This window comes from Arthrobacter sp. StoSoilA2, from assembly GCF_019977195.1.
Classification (GTDB): domain Bacteria; phylum Actinomycetota; class Actinomycetes; order Actinomycetales; family Micrococcaceae; genus Arthrobacter.
In genome coordinates this window covers 1,677,013-1,691,294 of the sequence record NZ_AP024643.1, presented here as the reverse complement: position 1 = coordinate 1,691,294, position 14,282 = coordinate 1,677,013, and the positions used below count along the sequence as shown (strand labels likewise).

Here is a 14,282-nt window from a genome sequence, read left to right as displayed (position 1 = left end):
GCTTGAGAGCCCCGTCCGGGGCTCCACAGGACGGCCGGGAACACCCGGCCATCACCGGAAGGTTCGGACCAATGCGTACTTCGCCCAATCGCTTGATCGCCACCATCTTCGGAGCCGTATACCTCTTGGTAGGCGTGCTCGGATTCTTCGTCACCTCAGGAACCGGCTTCTCCGCCACTGAAGGTGCCAACCTGATCATCTTCGCGGTGAACCCCCTGCACAACGTCATTCACCTGGCCATTGGTGCCGCCCTTCTTTATGCAGGTATGAACAGTGTCACGCTTTCCAAATCCGTCAACACGGCGGTGGGCGGTGTCTACCTGTTGGTAGGTATCCTCGGGCTGTTCCTCGTTGGAACTTCCCTGAACATCATCGCCCTGAACGGGGCAGACAACGTGCTGCACCTGGCCAGCGCTGTGGTGCTTCTGGGCGTTGCCCTGTCCCAGGACAAGGCCGTCGTAGCCTCAGCCCGCGCCTGATCACAGAACCCCTGATCACATAGCCCCTGATCACAGACCCATCGAGACCGAGGACAGCGCCATGGCAGCCAAATATCACCCCACGCTGAACGCCGCTGCGTTGTTGTTCGTCTACTTCGCAGCCATGGCCGGCGGGATAGTGGAGCTGTCCATTGCGGCCGGCTACCTCACGGAAGACGGCGCACCTGGCATGGTGTTTGCCGGAGTGGTGGCCCTCGCAGCCGGGCTGGCCTTCCTGGCGTGGTCTTTGTGGGGACTCCACCGGAACTCCCTTGTCTTGCGCCGGCTTGCCTTTCCAGCTTTGCTGGTTGCCGCCGCTGCCCACATCACTGTCCTTGCAGGGGGTTTGGCGGCCAGTGAAGGCTCGCTTGGAATGAGCCATCTTGCGGCTCTGGGACTAACTCTGATGGCACTTGCCGGAGGCGGTTGGCTGTGCCGGCAGCAAAAGACCAACGACGGCGGCGCCCACGGCCTGCCAAGGACCGGGCGGCTTCTGGCAGCCGCGTTCGGAGCCGCCGTCGTTGTTGCATCGGTGGCCACGCCGGGATTGGCCGCATCCATGGCCGGCCAGCAGGCCGTTCCCCATGGGGAACATGGACTGGCACCCTCGGACGGAACACCTTCCGGACTGATTCCAGGCGGCCACCACCAGAAGTAACGGCCCGGACCGGCGCACCGTCAACATTGCCCTCTGTTGATGGTGCGCCCGGTTCGTGGATCATGGAGCCATGGATCCCGTTGAGGCGCTCGAAGAAATCTCCTTTTGGCTGGAACGCGGCCAAGCCCCCACTTTCAAGGTCCAGGCCTTCAGGAAAGCGGCCGACGCCGTGCGGCAGCTTCCGCCCGACGAGCTGGCCAGGCTCGTCCGAAATGGAAGAGTCACCAGCCTGAAAGGTGTTGGGGACCGAAGCGCGGAAGTTATTACCCAGGCAATGGAAGACAGGGTGCCCGACTATCTGGCCGACCTTCGCACGCGCGGCGCGGAATCGTTGGCATCCGGCGGCGACACGCTCAAGGCAGCGTTACGCGGCGACCTGCACAGCCACAGCAACTGGTCCGACGGCGGTTCACCGATTGAAACCATGGTGGCTGCTGCCAAAACCCTGGGCCGTGAATACCTGGCCCTTACTGACCACTCCCCCAACCTGACCATCGCCAACGGCCTCAGCGTAGAACGGCTTGAAAAGCAGCTGGGTGTGGTGGAAGGGATCAACGCCAATCAGGACGGCTTCCGGTTGCTCAAAGGCATCGAAGTGGACATCCTTGAGGACGGGACATTGGACCAATCGCCGGAAATGCTGGACCGGCTGGACGTGGTGGTGGCCAGTGTCCACTCGAAGCTGCGCTCGGACAAGAAGACCATGACCAAGCGGATGCTTGGTGGAATAAGCGATCCACACACGAACGTTCTGGGGCATTGCACCGGCCGTCTGGTCCAAGGATCCCGCGGCACCCGGCCCGAGTCCGAATTCGACGCCGCCAAGGTCTTCACCGAATGTGCCGAGTGGGGTGTCGCCGTCGAAATCAATTCACGGCCGGAGCGGCAGGACCCTCCGGACGCGCTGATCAAGATGGCGCTTGATGCCGGCTGCTTGTTCAGCATTGACAGTGATGCCCATGCCCCCGGCCAGCTCGATTTCCTTCAGTACGGCGCCGAACGTGCCGAGGCGCTTGGCGTGCCTAAGGAACGGATCGTCACCACATGGCCGTTGGAGCAGTTGAAGGAATGGCTAAGCCTCAAGAAGTGAGTTAGTGCTGGCGCGCCTGGGGGCTCCCCCGCCGTATGGCAGAGGAGCCCCCGCGTTTGGCCTGGTCCTTGGTGACCTTAGTGCTCCACTGCTTTCTCTGCACCGACACCTGTCAGCGAGCGGACTTCCATCTCCGCTTGTTTGGCTGGATCCTCACGGCGCTTGTCCAGGACGGTCCCCAGCCAGCCCAGCAGGAAGGCGAGGGGGATCGATACGATGCCCGGGTTGCTCAGCGGGAAGAACGCGAAGTTGGCTCCCTGGATCATGGACGCCTTTGCACCGGAGACCACGGGCGAGAACGTGATGAGCAGGATGGCCGAGGCCAATCCGCCGTACATGCTCCATACGGCGCCCTGCGTGGTGAACTTCCGCCAGAACAACGAGTAAACGATGGTTGGCAGGTTGGCCGAAGCTGCAACTGCGAAGGCGAGAGCCACCAGGAAGGCCACGTTCTGGCCGTTGGCGAAGATACCGCCGAGGATGGCCAGGATGCCGATCACTACTACGGTGCGCCGGGCCACCTTGACCTCTGTGGTTGCATCGGCTTTGCCCTTTGAGATGACGTTGGCGTAGATATCGTGGGCAAAGGACGCTGCCGCGGTGATAGTCAGTCCGGCCACCACGGCAAGGATGGTGGCGAAAGCAACGGCCGAAATGAAGCCGAGCAGCAGCGGCCCGCCGAGGTGGAAGGCCAGCAGGGGCGCGGCAGAGTTGACGCCGCCTGGGGCCGATTTGATGGTGTCTGCTCCAACCAAAGCTGCAGCACCGTAACCCAGCACCAGCGTGAACAGGTAGAACAGGCCGATCAGCCAGATCGACCAGACCACGGATTTGCGTGCTTCCTTGGCGGTGGGAACCGTGTAGAAACGCATCAAAACGTGTGGGAGGGCAGCTGTGCCCAGGACCAACGCCAAGCCCAGGGACATGAAATCAAGCTTGGACGTCTCCGTCTTGCCGTACTGCAGGCCTGGGTTGAGAACGGCAGGGTTGTTGGCTGCCTCAGCCGCGGAACCGAGCAGGTTGGAGAGATTGAATCCGTAGATCGCCAGTACCCAGGCAGTCATGACTGCGGCCCCTGCGATCAGCAGGATGGCTTTGATGATCTGTACCCACGTGGTGCCCTTCATGCCTCCGATGAGGACGTACATGATCATCAATGCGCCGACGACGATGATCACCAAAGCTTGTCCGCCCCAGTCGCTGATGCCCAGGAGGAGCGAAATCAAGCTGCCGGCTCCTGCCATTTGCGCGAGGAGGTAAAAGAAGCAAACCGCGAGGGTGGAGAGGGCAGCCGCTATGCGGACCGGCCGCTGGCGCAGCCTGAAGGACAAGACATCGGCCATGGTGAACTTGCCGGTATTGCGCAAGAGCTCGGCCACGAGGAGCAACGCCACCAACCAGGCGACAAGGAAGCCGATGGAGTAAAGGAACCCGTCATATCCGTTGATCGCAATGGCGCCAGTGATACCGAGGAACGAGGCCGCAGAAAGGTAGTCGCCCGCAATCGCGGTGCCATTCTGTGAACCGGTGAAGGAACGGCCGGCCGCATAGTAGTCGGCCGCGGTCTTGTTGTTCCTGCTTGCCCGGAAGACGATCACCATGGTGACCGCCACGAAGAGGGCGAAAATGCCCATATTGAGGAGCGTCGTATCCTTCAATGCTGCAACGTTGACCGCGGGGACAACGGTGATGATGTGGTTCGTGTTCATTTGGCTGCCCCGCGGATCATGTTGCCATCCTTATCGAACTGGTGGCCTTCGATCTCATTGCGGATCGATGCCGCGATGGGGTCCAGCTTCCTGTTGGAGTAGCTCACGTACCAAGCCGTGATGCCGAAAGTGGTGACGAATTGGAGCAGCCCGAGGATCAGGCCGACGTTGATGTTGCCCCAAACTTTGATGGACATGAAGCCGACGGCGTAGTCGGCCAAGAGGACGTAGGCGAAATACCAGAGCAGGAACGCCACTGCCATCGGGAAGACAAAACTGCGGTGCCGCTTGCGCAGCGTCTTGAACCGTTCCGTCTGCTGGACTTCCTGGAAGTCCACGGACGCTGTTGCGTCTTGGGGTTGGGCCTCATTACCCATGGTTCCTCCTGATTGTGATGTGTCCACATCAGCTCCACACGCTTTGCCAATGTGACTGCAATCACTATCGAACGGGCGGTGCCAGCGGTTCCAGAGAACCAGCGGCCACCGTCGCCCAGCGGTCAGGATGCTGCGCCGAACGGTGGGATGTGAGAGAACATTGGGGAAAACCCGGTGGGATGTGAGAGAACGTTGGGGAAAACCCGGTGGGATGTGAGAGAACGTTGGGGAAAACCCGGTGGGATGTGAGAGAACGTTGGGGAAAACGGCGCAGGATGTGAGCGGGCATCCGGCTACGCTGGCTCTATGCCTGACTCCCCGCTCTTCACCGCAGCCGCGATCGCCGTGATCGTGCTGGCCGTCGCCGTCGTCGTGGGTGTTGGGCTGAAGGTGATCCGCTCCTTCCGGGACCTGGGCACGGATGCTGAACGGGCCACGTACAACACACTCCACGCCGCCTCGCGTGCGGGGCAGCATCTGCGTGGCGGGCTGCAGGCGGCCGGCGCGGCCAAGGCGAGCAAGCAACTGCGAATGCTGCTGGGCTGCGACGCGTTGGCCATTACCGACACCGATTCGGTCCTTGCATGGGACGGGTTTGCCGAGGAGCTGCGGCCTTCCCTCATGGGCCTCGCCGCGGAAGTGCTGGCGACGGGCCGGACTGCCGTGGTGCCCCACGCCGGTCATTCGGCCTCCGTAAGATCCGAGCACGGCCACCACGATTTCAGTGCCGTCATTGCCCCCATCCGTGCCGGCTCCAAAGTTGTCGGATCGGTGGCAGCATTGGCGCCTGCGGCCGGAGCCGGCTTGGTACGGGCCACCAGCGAAGTGGCTGACTGGATTGCCGCGCAGCTTGAGCTGGCTGAGTTGGAAGCTTCCCGGACCCTGCTGATGGAGGCGGAAGTCCGGGCTCTTCGTGCCCAAATCAGCCCGCACTTCATTTACAACTCCCTGAACGCGATCGCTTCCTTCATCAATACCGATCCGGCCCGGGCAAGGGAGTTAGTGGTGGAGTTCGCCGACTTCACCAGGTACTCCTTCCGAAGGCACGGCGACTTCACCACCGTGGCCGAGGAACTGCGCTGTATTGACCGCTACCTTCTTCTGGAACGGGCCCGGTTCGGCGAGCGCGTGCAGGTGAGCCTTCGGATCGCACCCGAGGTGCTGAGCACGGTCATACCGTTCCTTAGCCTGCAACCACTGGTGGAGAATGCGGTCCGGCACGGTCTTGAGGCGAAGGAAGGCCCTGGACACATCACCATCTGTGCCAACGATTCCGGCGCGTTCGCTGAGGTCACTATCGAGGACGACGGCGTGGGGATGGACCCGGAGCACCTGCGGTCCGTGCTTGCCGGACATACGGACGGTGAGCACGTAGGCCTGCGGAATGTCGACGCCCGCTTGCGGCAGGTCTATGGGGACGAGCACGGCCTCGTCATCGAAACGGCCCCCGGCGAGGGGACGCTGATCACCATGCGGGTCCCCAAATCCCAGCCCGGACATGACGCCTGACACACCGGGCTAATCTTTAATCATGATCAACGTGCTCGTCGCTGACGACGAACTGCCTGCCGTGGAGGAGCTCGCTTTCCTGCTGGGGCAGGATGCGCGCATCGGCACCATCCACCGGGCGTCATCCGGGGCGGAGGCTTTGCGGACGTTGGAACGGGAGTCCGTTGACGCGGTGTTCCTCGACATCCATATGCCGGCCCTTTCCGGTTTGGACATCGCCCGCGCCATTGCGCGCAGCAGCAGTCCTCCCGCCGTCGTGTTTGTTACTGCTGACGAAGACTGCGCGTTGGAGGCGTTCGACCTCGCTGCCATTGACTATCTCCTCAAGCCGCTGCGTGCCGAAAGGCTGGCACGTTCCGTTGACCGGATCAGCGAGCTGATCAAGGACGGGGCTCCTGCTCCCGAAATGATCACGGTGGACCTGGGCAGCACCACCCGCATGATCCGTCGCGATGATGTCAGCTATGTGCAGGCACAGGGCGACTACGCCAGGCTACACACGGCCGAAGCCAGCTACCTGATCCGTGTCCCCCTCAGCGATCTGGAACAGAAGTGGGCGGAAGCCGGTTTCATCCGGATCCACCGCAGCTACCTGATTGCGCTCAACCATGTGGGTCATCTGAAGCTCTCTGCCACTTCCCCCAGCGTAAGAGTTGCCGGTGCGGAACTGCCCATCAGCCGGCGCCACCTGCCATCGGTGCGGGACAAGCTGCAATCCACGCGCATCCGGCCACAAGGATGACGCGCGTTCGGGTCACAGCACCACGCCAATCAGCGAAACCGGCTCCCCTGCGCTTCCCCTATGGTGGCGAAGTCGCCGAGGATTCGGACGTGGGACGGGTTTTCGTCCGTTCCCTTATCCGCTCGCAGTTGCGGCTTGCCCTGGTGGTGGCCTGCGGCTTCCTGTTGATCCTTGCTTCGTTCGCGGTGTTCCTGGTCTTCGGACCAGGGGTTGCTGACACAAGGATCCTGGGCATTCCGCTCGACTGGCTGTTGCTGGGTGTGGGGATCTACCCTGTGATCGGCCTCAGCGCCTGGCTCTACAACCGTGCGGCCGCCCGGAATGAAGCGCGCTATAAGGACCTTGTGGAGGACAAGTGAACCCTGCTGTTGGCTTGGTCGCCTTTCTGGCAGTTTCGATCACGACGGCGGTCATCGGCTTCTGCGGACTGCGCATCTCACGCACCACGGGTGACTTCTATGTTGCCTCGCGGACAGTCCCGCCGTGGTGGAACGCCTCAGCGATTGGCGGCGAATACCTCTCGGCTGCGAGTTTCCTGGGAGTCGCGGGACTGATCCTGCTGTCCGGAACTGATGCCTTGTGGTTCCCTGTTGGTTACACCGCGGGCTACCTCATGCTGTTGCTTTTCGTTGCCGCTCCCCTGCGGCGCTCCGGCGCGTACACCATCCCCGACTTCACCGAGGCGCGGCTGGATTCCAGAGTGGTTCGACGCGTCACAAGCCTTGTCGTAGTGGCCGTCGGCTGGCTGTACATCGTGCCCCAGCTTCATGGCGCTGCGCTCACCATCCGCATCACCACGGGACTGCCATCGTGGGTAGGTTCGACGGCGGTGGTGCTGGTGGTGTGCCTGACGGTGGTGGCTGGTGGGATGCGTTCCATTACGTTCGTTCAGGCTTTCCAGTACTGGCTCAAACTGACTGCGTTGGCTGTTCCTGTAATCTTCGTGCTCCTGGTCCTGGCTGGAAACGGCACCCCGCAGCAAGCCCAGCTCCCGGTCAATCCCACCGGCCAACCAGCGGCCAGCGCCTATCAGAACATTTCGCTCATGGTGGCATTGCTTTTCGGGACACTGGGCCTGCCGCACGTCCTGGTGCGCTTCTACACAAATCCCGATGGACAGTCTGCACGCCGCACCACACTGATCGTCCTGGGGCTGCTCTCCGTGTTTTACCTCTTCCCCACGCTTTCCGGTGCGGTGGGCAGAATCTTCGCCCCGGAACTTGCACAGTCCGGACAAGCCGATGCGTTGGTCCTGCTGTTGCCCGGCAAGCTCGTGGGAGGAACAGCAGGTGAACTCCTCTCAGCGCTCGTGGTCGCCGGCGCCTTCGCCGCGTTCCTCTCCACCACGTCCGGGCTGGTGGTTTCGCTCTCGGGCGTCATCAGCCAGGACCTCTTCGGAGGAAGCGTCCGGGGATTCCGCCTCGCAGCGCTGCTTGCCGCCGTCGTGCCTTTGGGTTTTGCCTTCATGACAGACACCCTGGCCTTGGCGGGGAGCGTTGGGCTCGTCTTTGCCTTTACTGCATCCACCATTTGTCCCGTATTGCTGCTGGGAATCTGGTGGCGCGGGCTGACTGATGCCGGGGCAATTGCAGGGATGGTGACCGGCGCGCTGCTGTGCGGCGGGGCCATGGTGATCGGCACTGTCATGGGTCAGGGCAACGCTCCTGCCTGGCTGGCCCAACCGGCTGCATGGACGGTCCCGGCCGCTTTCGCAGTGACGCTGGCGGTCTCGGTCTGGACAAAGAACCGCGTGCCGGCTTCCGTGAACCGCGTGATGTCCCGCCTGCACGTTCCAGAACGGCCAGTGGCTACCGAACGGTAACGGCCAGCACCTGTTGTCCATGCATTGGGCAAGGTGGACAATGACGCCATGTCCGAAGAACCGGATGCCGCCAGCCCGGCTTCCCTTAGCATCCGGGCGCAATTGCTGGCCACCGAGCACTGGAGCCTGCTTGCCTCAAGGAGCACTACGCAAGGTGAGGTCCTCACGCGTATCAGCATGTTCCTGACCTTCACGTCGGCCAGCCTGCTGAGTGTGGCACTGGTGGGTCAGGCTACGCAATTCTCCGACGCCTTCAGGGCATTCGCGCTGACTATCCTCACCATTGACCTTATGGTGGGGCTCTTAACCCACATACGCGTCATGAGCGTGGGGATGGAGGACCTGATGTATGTCATTGCCATGAACCGGTTGCGCGCCGCATATCTGGATCTGGACCCCGGCATTGCCAGGTACCTTATGGCTGGATCCCACGATGACGAGGAAGGCGCCAAACGGACGTATTACTTCTTCGGCGGCAGGAAGGACTTCAGTCAGGTTGCCGGCAGCAGCATGGTGTTCATGGCGACCGTAAACGCAGCCCTGATCGCCTTGTTGGTGGGCTCGGCGCTGTTGGTTGCAGGACTGCCGGCCGTTGTAGCGGTGAGCGTCGCCGTAGTGGCAGCACTGGCTTTTTTCGTTACAGCGCTGGCCCGTGGAAGGCGCCGCTACCTCGATGCGTGGAAGAACAACCCACCCATCTCTCCAACGCCACGGTAGTTTTGCGGACTTCTTAGTCGATGGCCGCCATCAGTTCAACCACACGGTCAAGGAATGCATCCACCTGGGCTTCCTCATAGCCTTCGTCACCCTTGGCCGCACGGAAGACTGCACGACGAACGGTGTCCACGCTGAGGGGCTGATCGTGTTCCAGGTAACCGATAAGTTCGGCGCAGAGTGCGTCCACATCCTGGACGTTGTAGCTGCGGACTTTCTTCTTGGCCGGGCGGCGGAACCGTTCGCCGTCGGGCCGGTGCAGCCGTCCGCGAAGGATGCCGGAAAGTTTACCGATCTGCCGCAGCCAGGCTTCCTCGCCCTGCTGGCTGATGAGGTCGTCGCGTTCCCGGCGTGCGAAGGCGTCCTCAAGCCGGTCCAAGGCAGCGTCGACGCTGTTGGCGTCGTAACCACCCTTGACCGGGTCAAAAGCTACATCGCGCACGTCCGTGCTGGACACTTGATCTGCGGCACCCACAGGGTTCTCGAAAGACGTCCTGGCGCGGCTAAGGAACGCATCCACTTGCTTGGCGTTGTAGCCGTACTTGCTGCGCTCAACGCGATCGAACGTTGCGGGAATCTGGCGACGAATATCCAAAGCCACTAATTTTCCTTCATCGGGGTTGTCAGACGCCGCTCAGCAGCGCGAACAGAACATAGGCTACAGGAGCCGCGAAGACGATCGAGTCCAAACGGTCCATGACGCCGCCGTGGCCAGGGAGGATGCTGCTCATGTCCTTCACGCCCAGTTCGCGCTTGACCATGGACTCGGCGAGGTCTCCCGCCGTCGAAGCAGCAACCATGCCGGTAGCCAGCACCAGGCCAACCCACCACGGTTTGTCCAAAATGAGGACACACGCGAGAACGCCAATGATCATGGCGCCCGCGACAGAACCCGCAAATCCTTCCCACGACTTTTTGGGACTGATCTTCGGTGCCATGGGGTGCTTCCCGAAGGAAGCGCCAACGATGTAACCGAACGTGTCGTTCGAAACGACCAGAAGCAGCATGGTGGCAATCTGCCAGGCTCCCTCTGGAATCCCGTCCGGCCATAGGCCGACTGGAGTCGCGCCACCGCTTGCATGCAGTGGGAGCGCCGCGAAGCTGATCAGGAACGGTATCCAGGCGAGAGTGAAGACACCCGCGAAAACGCTTCGGGGAGCACCTGCAGCACTCTCGATGGAGCGCCACAGCAGAACCGCGACGCAGCTTGCGGTCATGGTGAACAGCAAGCCTTCCAAACCGCCGAAGTAGGCGGAAACCGGCATCACCAGCGTTCCGATCATCACAGGGATGATCGGCATCCTGGTTCCCTGGGCCTCAAGGGCCCTGAAGACTTCCCAAACGCCCAGCACCGCAAACGATGTGGTGAGCAGGACGAAGCCAAGCGGAAGGAAAAGCAATCCCCCAAGAACGGCGAAAAGCATGGCAAGCCCGACGCCGATGGCGGCCGGAAGATTGCGGCCTGCCTTCGGCGTCGGGTTACCTCGCAAACGCCTGACGCGTTTGCTCGTATCGCGTGTCGGGACCCTCCCAGCGGGTGCCGGCTCTGCCTGGTTCATTAGACCTCGAGCAGCTCGGCTTCCTTGCGCTTGAGCAGTTCGTCGATGCTGTCGACGTGCTGCTTTGTGATGGCGTCGAGTTCCTTCTCGCCGCGTGAACCTTCGTCCTCGCCGGCGTCGCCATCCTTGACGAACTTGTCAATTGCGTCCTTGGCCTTGCGGCGGATGCTGCGGATGGAGACCTTGGCGTCTTCACCCTTGCCCTTGACGATCTTGACGTACTCCTTGCGGCGCTCCTTGGTGAGCTCCGGGATGGTGACACGGATGATGTTGCCGTCGTTGGAGGGGTTGGCGCCAACTTCGGAATCGCTCAAGGCTTTCTCGATGTCACGCAGGGCCGTCTTGTCGTACGGCGTGATGAGGATGGTCCGTGCGTCCGGAACTGCGAAGGATGCGAGCTGCTGCAGCGGAGTGGGAGTGCCGTAGTACTCCACGATCACCTTGTTGTAGAGCCCTGGGTTTGCCCGACCCGTACGGATCGAGGCGAAATCTTCCTTGGCTACCTCAACCGCCTTGTCCATCTTCTCGCCGGCTTCGAGCAAGGTCTCTTCGATCACGGGTTTCTCCTCAGAAAATAGTCGCTGCCCAACTGCGGGCGGCAATGCACGTTACAGGAATGCACAGTAAAGATCCGCCACGAGGGGCGGACGGTCCTAGAAATATCCTAGCCGCTGCTAGGGAGTAACCAGGGTTCCCAGCGTTTCACCCAGGATGGCGCGGGTAACGTTGCCCTCGCCCTCCATGCCAAAGACCACCATGGACAGGTTGTTGTCTTTGCACATGGTCATGGCCGTCTGGTCCATCACACGGATGTCCCGGCGCAGGGCGTCGTCATAGCTGAGGACATCAAGCTTTTCGGCAGATGAATCCTTCTTGGGATCTGCGGTGTAGACGCCATCCACACCGCTCTTGGCCATCAGTACGACGTCGGCGTGGACTTCGAGGGCGCGCTGCGCAGCTACCGTGTCCGTGGAGAAGTACGGCAGGCCGGCTCCTGCACCGAAGATGACCACGCGGCCCTTTTCCATGTGGCGGATGGCCCTGCGCGGAATGTACGCCTCTGCCACCTGGCCCATGGTGATGGCGCTTTGGACACGGGTTTCCACGCCTGCTTGCTCCAGGAAGTCCTGCAGCGCGAGGCAGTTCATGACCGTGCCAAGCATGCCCATGTAGTCCGCACGGGACCGGTCCATGCCGCTCTGGGATAGTTCGGCTCCGCGGAAGAAGTTTCCACCGCCAACCACAATGGCTACTTCAACGTCAGCGACGGCAGCAGCGATCTGCTTGGCAATAGCGCGGACGGTTTCAGGATCGACGCCGAGCTTGCCTCCGCCGATGACCTCGCCGGAAAGTTTCAGAAGTACACGGCGGCGGGTCTTCTCGGGCTGGATTGCAGTATTGACGGTTTCCATGGTGCCTTCCCGTTGGTGGACTCTGGCTAGATTATCGTGCTGTGGGTCCGCGCAGATACTACCCGGACGGGTGCATGAAAAAGGGGCGGCCACCGAAGTGACCACCCCTTTTCATGAATTACTAGTTTCCGACGCGGAAACGGGATACTGCGGTTGCCTTGACGCCGGCTTCTTCGAGGACCTGTGCAACGGTCTTCTTGGAATCCTTGGCGAATGCCTGGTCAACCAGGACCTCACCCTTGTAGAAGCCCGTCACGCGGCCTTCGACGATCTTGGCGAGTGCAGCTTCCGGCTTGCCTTCAGCCTTGGCGGTCTCTTCAGCAATGCGGCGCTCGGACTCGACCAGTTCGGCCGGGACGTCTTCGCGGGTCAGGTAGTTCGGAGCCATGGCTGCCACGTGGACGGCGATGTCGTGTGCTGCGGTGGCAGCGGCTTCGCCTTCGCCGTCAACAGCGAACAGGACGCCGACCTGTGCAGGAAGGTCCTTGGAGGTCTTGTGCAGGTAAGCGTCAACCGTGGTGCCCTCAACGCGGGAAATACGGCGGACAACAACCTTTTCGCCGAGGACAGCGCCCTCTTCGATGACGATCTCGGACAGCGGCTTGCCGTCGACCTCGGTGGCGAGCAGGGTTTCGAGGTCGGCAGCGCCGGACTCGACTGCAACGTTGAGGACCTTGTCAGCCAGCTGGATGAACTTGTCAGCCTTGGCGACGAAGTCGGTCTCGCAGTTGACCTCGATCATTACGCCCACGCCGTCGGTAACCTTGGCAGCAACCAGGCCCTCTGCGGTGGAGCGGCCTTCGCGCTTGGTAGCACCCTTGAGGCCCTTGATGCGGATGATCTCGATGGCCTTCTCGGCGTCACCGTTGGCCTCGTCAAGAGCCTTCTTGACGTCCATCATGCCGGCGCCGGTGCGCTCGCGCAGGGCCTTGATGTCAGCAGCAGTGTAGTTCGCCATGTGAACCCCTCTGTCTAGAAAGTTGTGTGTTTACGGACTGACAGGACGGCAGCCCACCATGTGGGCCGCCATCCTGTCAGATGCCCCCGATGCCGTTTCCGGCCTCAGGGAAGGTCCAGATTTAATTGGCTGCTTCGGCTTCGCCGGCTGCAGCTTCAGGAGCCTCGGCAGCCTCGGCGGCCGGAGCTTCTTCAGTCTTGCTGCCTTCGAGGAGCTCGCGCTCCCACTCGGCCAGCGGCTCTTCCGGAGCCTCGGTGGTGCCGGTGGCGCGCTGGTTGCGGGCGATGAGGCCCTCAGCAACGGCGTCGGCAACAACGCGGGTGAGCAGGTTGACGGAGCGGATGGCGTCGTCGTTGCCCGGGATCGGGAAGTCAACTTCGTCGGGATCGCAGTTGGTGTCCAGGATGGCAACAACCGGGATGTTCAGCTTCTTGGCTTCGTCGACAGCAAGGTGTTCCTTCTTGGTGTCAACAACCCACAGAACAGACGGGGCCTTGGTCAGGTTGCGGATACCACCGAGGTTGGACTCAAGCTTGGTGAGTTCGCGCTTGAGGAGCAGGAGCTCCTTCTTGGTGTAACCGGAGCCGGCGACGTCCTCGAAGTTGATCTCTTCGAGTTCCTTCATGCGCTGGATACGCTTGGCGACGGTCTGGAAGTTGGTGAGCATACCGCCCAACCAACGCTGGTTGACGTACGGCTGGCCAACGCGGGTAGCCTGCTCGGCAATTGCTTCCTGAGCCTGCTTCTTGGTGCCGACGAACAGGACGGTGCCGCCGTGGGCGACAGTAGCCTTGACGAACTCGTAGGCGCGGTCGATGTAGGACAGCGACTGCTGGAGGTCGATGATGTAGATGCCGTTGCGCTCCGTGAAGATGAAGCGCTTCATCTTCGGGTTCCAACGACGGGTCTGGTGTCCAAAGTGGACGCCGCTGTCAAGCAGCTGGCGCATAGTTACGACGGGCATGCCGACGCTCCTTCCGGCAGGTCATTCATGAGAGAGCCCATGGGGCTGCTCTTACCCTGCCAATAGTTGACGGTTGTTTAGCCTTTGCCCGGACGGGCGCGGCTCCTGGCATCCATTGCGCTTCTCATCCGGAATGGAGCCGCAAAGGCTCAACCGGACCGCAAGAGGCACAATCCTCCGCAGCCTAAAGCCAAGCGGCTTCGCTGGTGGAGGGCTGGATACGCGTAGTCAGCTCTGGACCCTCACATATCTGAATGAGACATGTTCCTGAATTAGCTTGAGGGCACAG

16 protein-coding genes are annotated in these 14,282 nt (G+C 61.7%); 8 read left to right on the top strand and 8 right to left on the bottom strand.

The window, feature by feature from the left end; genetic code table 11:
• Positions 1-71: 71 nt before the first annotated feature.
• The 3 genes from LDN82_RS07760 (at position 72) to LDN82_RS07750 (ending at position 2,227) form a co-directional block, all read left to right on the top strand.
• On the top strand, positions 72-479 hold the full coding sequence (locus LDN82_RS07760) for a DUF4383 domain-containing protein (RefSeq protein WP_224166955.1): 408 nt from the start codon (positions 72-74) through the stop codon (positions 477-479).
• Between the two features lie 61 nt (positions 480-540).
• The gene (locus tag LDN82_RS07755) at positions 541-1,137 is read left to right on the top strand and encodes a hypothetical protein (protein WP_224166954.1); all 597 of its coding nucleotides are present in this window, start codon (positions 541-543) and stop codon (positions 1,135-1,137) included.
• Positions 1,138-1,207: 70 nt separating this feature from the next.
• Positions 1,208-2,227 (top strand): PHP domain-containing protein, encoded by a 1,020-nt coding sequence (locus LDN82_RS07750; protein WP_224166953.1) that lies wholly within the window; start codon positions 1,208-1,210, stop codon positions 2,225-2,227.
• A gap of 77 nt (positions 2,228-2,304) precedes the next feature.
• Here LDN82_RS07750 and LDN82_RS07745 read toward each other — a convergent pair whose 3' ends face one another.
• Together LDN82_RS07745 and LDN82_RS07740 are read right to left on the bottom strand one after the other, a co-directional pair.
• On the bottom strand, positions 2,305-3,921 hold the full coding sequence (locus LDN82_RS07745) for a cation acetate symporter (RefSeq protein ID WP_224167493.1): 1,617 nt from the start codon (positions 3,919-3,921) through the stop codon (positions 2,305-2,307).
• An 11-nt stretch (positions 3,922-3,932) separates the two neighbouring features.
• The gene (locus LDN82_RS07740; RefSeq protein ID WP_224092207.1) at positions 3,933-4,313 is read right to left on the bottom strand and encodes a DUF485 domain-containing protein; all 381 of its coding nucleotides are present in this window, start codon (positions 4,311-4,313) and stop codon (positions 3,933-3,935) included.
• A gap of 306 nt (positions 4,314-4,619) precedes the next feature.
• Here LDN82_RS07740 and LDN82_RS07735 point away from each other — a divergent pair, with 306 nt between their 5' ends.
• The 5 genes from LDN82_RS07735 to LDN82_RS07715 are packed head-to-tail and all read left to right on the top strand — an operon-like array spanning position 4,620 to position 9,103.
• Positions 4,620-5,822, top strand: a complete 1,203-nt coding sequence (locus LDN82_RS07735) for a histidine kinase (protein ID WP_224166952.1) — start codon at positions 4,620-4,622, stop codon at positions 5,820-5,822.
• Positions 5,823-5,844: 22 nt separating this feature from the next.
• Positions 5,845-6,564, top strand: coding sequence for a LytTR family DNA-binding domain-containing protein (locus tag LDN82_RS07730; RefSeq protein WP_224166951.1), 720 nt, complete (start codon positions 5,845-5,847; stop codon positions 6,562-6,564).
• Entirely contained in the window at positions 6,561-6,923 is a 363-nt protein-coding gene (locus LDN82_RS07725; protein WP_224166950.1) for a hypothetical protein, read from the top strand. Before LDN82_RS07730 ends, LDN82_RS07725 begins: the two co-directional genes overlap by 4 nt.
• A complete protein-coding gene (locus tag LDN82_RS07720; RefSeq protein WP_224166949.1) occupies positions 6,920-8,386 on the top strand; it encodes a cation acetate symporter in 1,467 nt (488 codons plus the stop codon). Before LDN82_RS07725 ends, LDN82_RS07720 begins: the two co-directional genes overlap by 4 nt.
• Positions 8,387-8,434: 48 nt before the next feature.
• The gene (locus tag LDN82_RS07715) at positions 8,435-9,103 is read left to right on the top strand and encodes a hypothetical protein (RefSeq protein ID WP_224166948.1); all 669 of its coding nucleotides are present in this window, start codon (positions 8,435-8,437) and stop codon (positions 9,101-9,103) included.
• A gap of 13 nt (positions 9,104-9,116) precedes the next feature.
• On the opposite strand, the gene LDN82_RS07710 is transcribed toward LDN82_RS07715, so the two are convergent.
• The 6 genes from LDN82_RS07710 to rpsB all read right to left on the bottom strand — a co-directional run bounded on the left by LDN82_RS07710 (position 9,117) and on the right by rpsB (position 13,993).
• A complete protein-coding gene (locus LDN82_RS07710; RefSeq protein WP_224166947.1) occupies positions 9,117-9,701 on the bottom strand; it encodes a DivIVA domain-containing protein in 585 nt (194 codons plus the stop codon).
• Positions 9,702-9,723: 22 nt separating this feature from the next.
• Positions 9,724-10,659: a phosphatidate cytidylyltransferase gene (locus tag LDN82_RS07705; RefSeq protein ID WP_224166946.1), complete on the bottom strand. Its 936-nt coding sequence runs from the start codon at positions 10,657-10,659 to the stop codon at positions 9,724-9,726.
• Positions 10,659-11,216 carry a ribosome recycling factor gene (gene frr / locus LDN82_RS07700; protein ID WP_216925335.1) on the bottom strand — a complete coding sequence of 186 codons (558 nt, stop codon included), beginning with the start codon at positions 11,214-11,216 and terminating at the stop codon, positions 10,659-10,661. The genes LDN82_RS07705 and frr overlap by 1 nt, the downstream gene beginning before the upstream one ends.
• 117 nt (positions 11,217-11,333) lie before the next feature.
• Positions 11,334-12,071, bottom strand: a complete 738-nt coding sequence (gene pyrH, locus LDN82_RS07695) for a UMP kinase (RefSeq protein WP_224092194.1) — start codon at positions 12,069-12,071, stop codon at positions 11,334-11,336.
• A 121-nt stretch (positions 12,072-12,192) separates the two neighbouring features.
• On the bottom strand, positions 12,193-13,029 hold the full coding sequence (gene tsf, locus LDN82_RS07690) for a translation elongation factor Ts (RefSeq protein ID WP_224092177.1): 837 nt from the start codon (positions 13,027-13,029) through the stop codon (positions 12,193-12,195).
• Positions 13,030-13,150: 121 nt separating this feature from the next.
• On the bottom strand, positions 13,151-13,993 hold the full coding sequence (gene rpsB, locus LDN82_RS07685) for a 30S ribosomal protein S2 (RefSeq protein ID WP_224166945.1): 843 nt from the start codon (positions 13,991-13,993) through the stop codon (positions 13,151-13,153).
• Positions 13,994-14,282 lie beyond the last annotated feature (289 nt).

Bases quoted from the DNA above. Each gene is read 5' to 3' on its own strand.
- LDN82_RS07755 (WP_224166954.1), top strand. From the start codon at position 541: ATGGCAGCCAAATATCACCCCACGCTGAACGCCGCTGCGTTGTTGTTC.
- LDN82_RS07750 (WP_224166953.1), top strand. From the start codon at position 1,208: ATGGATCCCGTTGAGGCGCTCGAAGAAATCTCCTTTTGGCTGGAACGC.
- LDN82_RS07730 (WP_224166951.1), top strand. From the start codon at position 5,845: ATGATCAACGTGCTCGTCGCTGACGACGAACTGCCTGCCGTGGAGGAG.
- LDN82_RS07705 (WP_224166946.1), bottom strand. From the start codon at position 10,659: ATGAACCAGGCAGAGCCGGCACCCGCTGGGAGGGTCCCGACACGCGAT.
- tsf (WP_224092177.1), bottom strand. From the start codon at position 13,029: ATGGCGAACTACACTGCTGCTGACATCAAGGCCCTGCGCGAGCGCACC.
- LDN82_RS07735 (WP_224166952.1), top strand. From the start codon at position 4,620: ATGCCTGACTCCCCGCTCTTCACCGCAGCCGCGATCGCCGTGATCGTG.
- pyrH (WP_224092194.1), bottom strand. From the start codon at position 12,071: ATGGAAACCGTCAATACTGCAATCCAGCCCGAGAAGACCCGCCGCCGT.
- rpsB (WP_224166945.1), bottom strand. From the start codon at position 13,993: ATGCCCGTCGTAACTATGCGCCAGCTGCTTGACAGCGGCGTCCACTTT.
- LDN82_RS07760 (WP_224166955.1), top strand. From the start codon at position 72: ATGCGTACTTCGCCCAATCGCTTGATCGCCACCATCTTCGGAGCCGTA.
- LDN82_RS07725 (WP_224166950.1), top strand. From the start codon at position 6,561: ATGACGCGCGTTCGGGTCACAGCACCACGCCAATCAGCGAAACCGGCT.
- LDN82_RS07740 (WP_224092207.1), bottom strand. From the start codon at position 4,313: ATGGGTAATGAGGCCCAACCCCAAGACGCAACAGCGTCCGTGGACTTC.
- LDN82_RS07715 (WP_224166948.1), top strand. From the start codon at position 8,435: ATGTCCGAAGAACCGGATGCCGCCAGCCCGGCTTCCCTTAGCATCCGG.